This window comes from Stenotrophomonas sp. P5_A8, assembly GCF_056400545.1.
Window position 1 is genome coordinate 1 of record NZ_JBFULB010000300.1, and the last position, 4,712, is coordinate 4,712.

Annotated in this window: 6 protein-coding genes; 2 read left to right on the top strand and 4 right to left on the bottom strand. The window is 63.1% G+C overall.

Features of this window, described 5'->3' with window-relative positions; genetic code table 11:
- Positions 1-161: 161 nt before the first annotated feature.
- A complete protein-coding gene (locus AC1DQP_RS16720; protein WP_457320281.1) occupies positions 162-554 on the bottom strand; it encodes a DUF3037 domain-containing protein in 393 nt (130 codons plus the stop codon).
- Positions 532-1,308, bottom strand: a complete 777-nt coding sequence (locus tag AC1DQP_RS16725) for a HipA family kinase (RefSeq protein ID WP_457320284.1) — start codon at positions 1,306-1,308, stop codon at positions 532-534. The genes AC1DQP_RS16720 and AC1DQP_RS16725 overlap by 23 nt, the downstream gene beginning before the upstream one ends.
- 148 nt (positions 1,309-1,456) lie before the next feature.
- Between AC1DQP_RS16725 and AC1DQP_RS16730 the strand changes: the two genes are divergently transcribed.
- Both AC1DQP_RS16730 and AC1DQP_RS16735 read left to right on the top strand, forming a co-directional pair.
- Positions 1,457-1,939 (top strand): LuxR family transcriptional regulator, encoded by a 483-nt coding sequence (locus AC1DQP_RS16730; protein ID WP_457320286.1) that lies wholly within the window; start codon positions 1,457-1,459, stop codon positions 1,937-1,939.
- Between the two features lie 4 nt (positions 1,940-1,943).
- A complete protein-coding gene (locus AC1DQP_RS16735) occupies positions 1,944-2,435 on the top strand; it encodes a hypothetical protein (RefSeq protein ID WP_478052041.1) in 492 nt (163 codons plus the stop codon).
- A gap of 29 nt (positions 2,436-2,464) precedes the next feature.
- On the opposite strand, the gene AC1DQP_RS16740 is transcribed toward AC1DQP_RS16735, so the two are convergent.
- The gene (locus AC1DQP_RS16740; RefSeq protein ID WP_478052042.1) at positions 2,465-3,832 is read right to left on the bottom strand and encodes an XVIPCD domain-containing protein; all 1,368 of its coding nucleotides are present in this window, start codon (positions 3,830-3,832) and stop codon (positions 2,465-2,467) included.
- 72 nt (positions 3,833-3,904) lie between these two features.
- The coding region (locus tag AC1DQP_RS16745; RefSeq protein ID WP_478052043.1) for a hypothetical protein at positions 3,905-4,712 on the bottom strand (808 nt) is incomplete at its 5' end.

Below are 4,712 nucleotides of genomic sequence, written 5' to 3' on the forward strand. Positions count from 1 at the left end.
GAGCAGTGGCGCGCCTTACGTCTGGCGCGCAGGGACGGGCAGCGTGGCCTATGAAATCGGGATGGGCGTGGAATCGTTGCATTATCCGCGCGAGCAGTGGACGCAGATTCCCCGCTTCGACATCCGCGTGGGCGTCACAAGGAAAAGCCCCTGATATCCAGCTAGCGCGGCACCCGCACCATCCGGTTGAGCAGGTGCTCCACCACGCCAGGCGGGTCCGCGGTGCGGCCCACGTGCGTGCTGGACATCTGCACCACCGAGCTGCGCTTGGCGGTGAGGAAGTGGAAGCGCGCACGCGCCGGCAGCTGTGCGATCGGGCCGGCACCGACATCGCCCCGGCAGATCGCCACGATCGCATCCAGCCACGGCTGCAGCGCGTCCAGATCCAGCGCCGGCGCAAAGGCGTGCAGGCGTGCCGGATCAATCTCGATCGCGGCCTCAAGATGCTTCGCCCCGGGGCACGACACGATGACTCCGACGTTGATGAACTCCTCGCGTTCGACGCGGGGCACCACGCGGATCACCGCATAGTCATAGGTGTGCAGCGTGGGCACGGACGGCCTCCTGGACGAAGACGGCACGCACCTGCAGGCGGCGCTTGAGATAGGTGATGTAGGCCTGGCGATACGCCGCCGGGCTGTCGAACAACGGCTCATCCACCAGCCAGCTGTCCGGCACCAGCGCGACGATGCGCTCGATCTCCGCATCGGGCAGCAAGGCGGCGAGCGTGGCATCCACCTCGGCGATCTTCGTCGCGAACGGCAGCAGCACGTGGTCGCGGATCAGCACGAAGGGCTTCTCGCAGGCATCGCCGGCAGTGGCCCAGTCGTGATGGAAGTACATCGCCGCACCGTGGTCGATCAGATACAGCTTGCGGTGCCAGACCATCAGGTTCGGGTTGCGCGCGGTGCGGTCCACGTTGCTGGTGAGGGCATCGAACCATACGATGCGCGAGGCCAGGTCGGCGTCCAGCGGCATCGCGGCCGGATCGTAGTTGATCGCGCCGGGCAGGTAGTCGCTGCCCAGGTTGAGGCCCTCGCTGGCGCGGATCAGGTCCTGGATCTCCGGATCCGGCTCGGTGCGGGCAAACTCGCGGTCCAGCTCGACGAACACGATCTCCGGGATCGGCAGCCCCACGCTGCGTGCCATCTCCCCGGCGATCAGCTCGGCGATCAGCGCCTTGGGACCTTGCCCAGCGCCACGGAACTTGAGCACCACCATGCCCTCGTCGTCGGTCTCGACAACGGCGGGCAGGGAGCCGCCTTCGCGGAGTGGGGTGATGTAGCGCAGGGCGTGCACGGTTCGCACGGGGCATATCCAGCAGGAAAGGAAGAAAGGGTACCGCAAGCGGCTGCTTGCCGGACTTTGCGGCGGCGGGAATCGTGCGGCGCGTCTTGACCTGCCCCCTGGTGGGGTCTAGAAGGCAGGGGTCAACCCGGCTCGCGACAGAGGTCATATGAAGAGGATCATCGCCGCATCGCTCGCACTGGTGCTGCTGCAGGCACCCTCGACATCTGCCGCGCCCCGGGCGGGTTCACCCCTGGCAGGGCGCTGGACGCTGGATGTAGCAACGTTGCCGATGCCGGCGGATGCCCGCCCGCAGAGCGTCAGCCTGGAGTTCGCGGAAGTGCCCGGCGGCAAATGGTCCTCGCGTGTCGCCATCGTCGAGCACAGCGGCAACCGACTGGAGGCCAGCTCGACCATGGCGCTGGACGGCACGCCGGCCCCGGCCACCGGCACTTATGCGGTGGACCGCGTGGCGGGAAAGATGCCGGCCCCCGGGGTGCTGGTGGTGCAGTTCATCTACCAGAACATTCCGCGCTCCACCCGCGTGTACACCGTCAGCGCCGACGGCAAGGTCCTGACTGAAACCGAGGCCTATTTCCGGGACGGTCAGCCGGTGCTGCGTACGGCACATTTCGATCGCGTCAGGGAGTGATGGCTTGCTCAGCCGTGGCGACCTGACGGCCCCCGTTTCGGGCGTATTGGCAAGCCGTGGCCGGCATGCGATCTTGCCGGCCACATGGCCACATGGCCACATGGCCACACGGCCACGGGGCGAAAGGATGGGAAAGGGATTTGCGTATCTGGCACTGACGGTCATCGGTGCGCTGATGCTGTGGGCAACCGGTCAGTTCGACGATGTGGCCGGTGGCACCAATTTGCGCAAGCGCGAGGCGTACTGGCAGGCGCAGGTGGATGATGCTGCATTGCAGGGCAAATCCCGTGCTGCGGTGAAAGCGTTCGCGGCCGCGCCACATTTGATGCTTCAGTGCGAGAAGACCGCTGTTGCCTCACACCTCACCGAATGCGTAGCGGACGATCCCCAGGCCAGAGGCGGTACCGCCACGCACCCGATGACGTTGCAACTGGCTTTCATGTTACAGGGCGACACCTTGCATACCTTTGCGACCAGCCCGCGATCGCCGGAGTAGTCCTGCCTGCAATCGTTGTCCTCGGCCAGCTAGTGCGACAGCATCCCGCGCTGCTGCTCTTGGGTTCGCTGCTGGGTCTGTTCCTGTGCCGCGCTTTCCGCGGCGCGCTGATGGGTGTTCCGCAGCTGCTGCATGCTTTCCGCTACCGGCCGCTGGGCGGCCTCGGCCGTATCGGTGGACGCCCGTAGCGCGGCCGGATCGTCCAGCGCTCCCTTCACCACGAAGATGTTCTGTGCTGCGGCCGCGTCGGCGGTCTGTCGGCTGAGCACCACGTGGTCCACGCGGTCCAAACCGTTCTCCCTGGCGACCACCAGCAGGCTGGCACTCAAGCGTTCGCTGGTCGCGTCGAAGCTACGCCCGTTGGCGGCATCGAGGGCGGCCACCTTGTCGCGAATCTGCTCGTGAAGGGCGCGGTCGGCCGCACTCGACAGTGGCATGTCATGCGCCCGGATGGGCAGCCCGGCGAACTCCCGGGCGGCACTGGGCACATGGGCATGCGTACTGGCGGTATGGTCGAAATGCTGCAGCGTCGGCGGCGTGGTGCTGCTGTCGTAGTAGGGCTGGGGCGCCGGCGTTCCCGCACCCAGCGTGATCCCATTCTGTTCCAGCAGGCTTTCCTGCAGGCCGAGCTGCTGCATGTTGATTGTCATGCGCACACGCCCATCCGGGGCGGGACTTAGCGCTTCGTACTGGCTGGCGCGACCGACAGCGTAGGCGCCGTAGTAGTTCGTGTAATCGGAGTTACGCCCGTGTCCAAGACGCGCTAGATCCCCTGGCTTGTCGAAGTAGTTCTCCGCCATCCCTTCAATATTTGCTGGGGAGGGAGTGATGGTCAGGTCCTGGTTAAGAGCGAGATTGCTCCGCGCTTCGTACGTCAGGCCTGGTTGATGCAACTTGATGACGTCCTTCGCTCGGCCATTGGAGAGGTAGACATCCTCCAGAGTCGCGTCGGGATTCTCCTGCCGGATCTTTCCGACCAGCGCGTTCCAGCCGGCAATGTTGGCTTCCGCCTCGTCGCGGCGATTGGTCGCGATGATGTTTCCGATTGCCCTGGTGTAGTCATGATCGGTGGAGCGTGCGGATCCAAGCTCCCTTTCAAACTGAGCATATGCCTGCGTGGTGGCTGCGTGATTGAAGCCATGCTGGATCTCATGGCCAAGCACAAAGGTCAGTTCGGCGGCGTCATGCGGCCTTTCTCCATCTGGCGCAGCTAAAGTAGCAGCGGGAAGGTTGATGGTCTTGGTGCGACCATCGTACGTGCCGCCGGCACTGACAGTTGAAGGTAGCAGGGCGAAGTGCTGGAGATGTCCCGCTCCGATTGCTGCATCGACCTGGGGTGCAAGCTGAGGCGAGCCTTCAATCACGCTACGTAGATTGGACACCTGTTCGGGTGTCACGCTTGGAGTGCGGCTAAATTCAGACAGTAGTGCTTCCGTCTCCGCGCTTAGTGTGACCATGCGGGCGCCTCCTTACTTAACCCTGAGTGCGAGAACGCAGGATCGATGACCGTTGGAAGAAGGCGTTGCGCTTCCCCCCGTCGAATCAACTTCGACGGATATACCGGGCCGATAAAATCGATCGTACATTACTCTTCCGTGCTCACCATAGACCTGTTCACGCTTGAAGCCCGCAGCGTCCAGTTCCGATGCTACGTGTTCAAAGTCAAGGCTGCAGATATCCATCGCGGGCGTGTCTCTACGTGGGCTGCCATCAAGAAATTCAAGGTCCAGCCGAGCATGTGGATTGCCTGCGTTCCTTAGGACGAGCGCAAAACCCCATTGTGCGGTGATGTCGCCACTGTAGCCGAACTTCTCAGCTCCGAAAGACGTTGCCGGCGCCTCTACTGCAGCAGCGAGATCATCAACTGAGATGTCCCCTACCGACGAAACGCCCTTGACCAACCTGAGGATGCTTCTCAGCAAGCTCTCGGCAGTAAAGGGTTTCGGAGTGGTAGTGGAGACTCCTGCAGATGTCATGGCAATTTCCTTGATTTCCTTCGTGCTTCTTGCGCTTGCGCACGCGCAGAGCGAGGTGGCTAGGATAGCGGTGATGAGTAGTCTTGATGAAAGGAATTTCGACATTGACTTTCCCTGCTGACCGTTTGAATCGGTCAAGTTGATTTCCGACCAAGCTCGCGGTAAAGATACTTCCTTCCGTTCCTGTGGCCACGGCGCGGTGTCTTCGCCGAGTCTACGACCCATAAGCTGAGGTGTGCCCGGTCTCTTTGATAGGGCATGATTATCCGTTGCACTGGCCTGCATCGCGAGATTGCAGGAC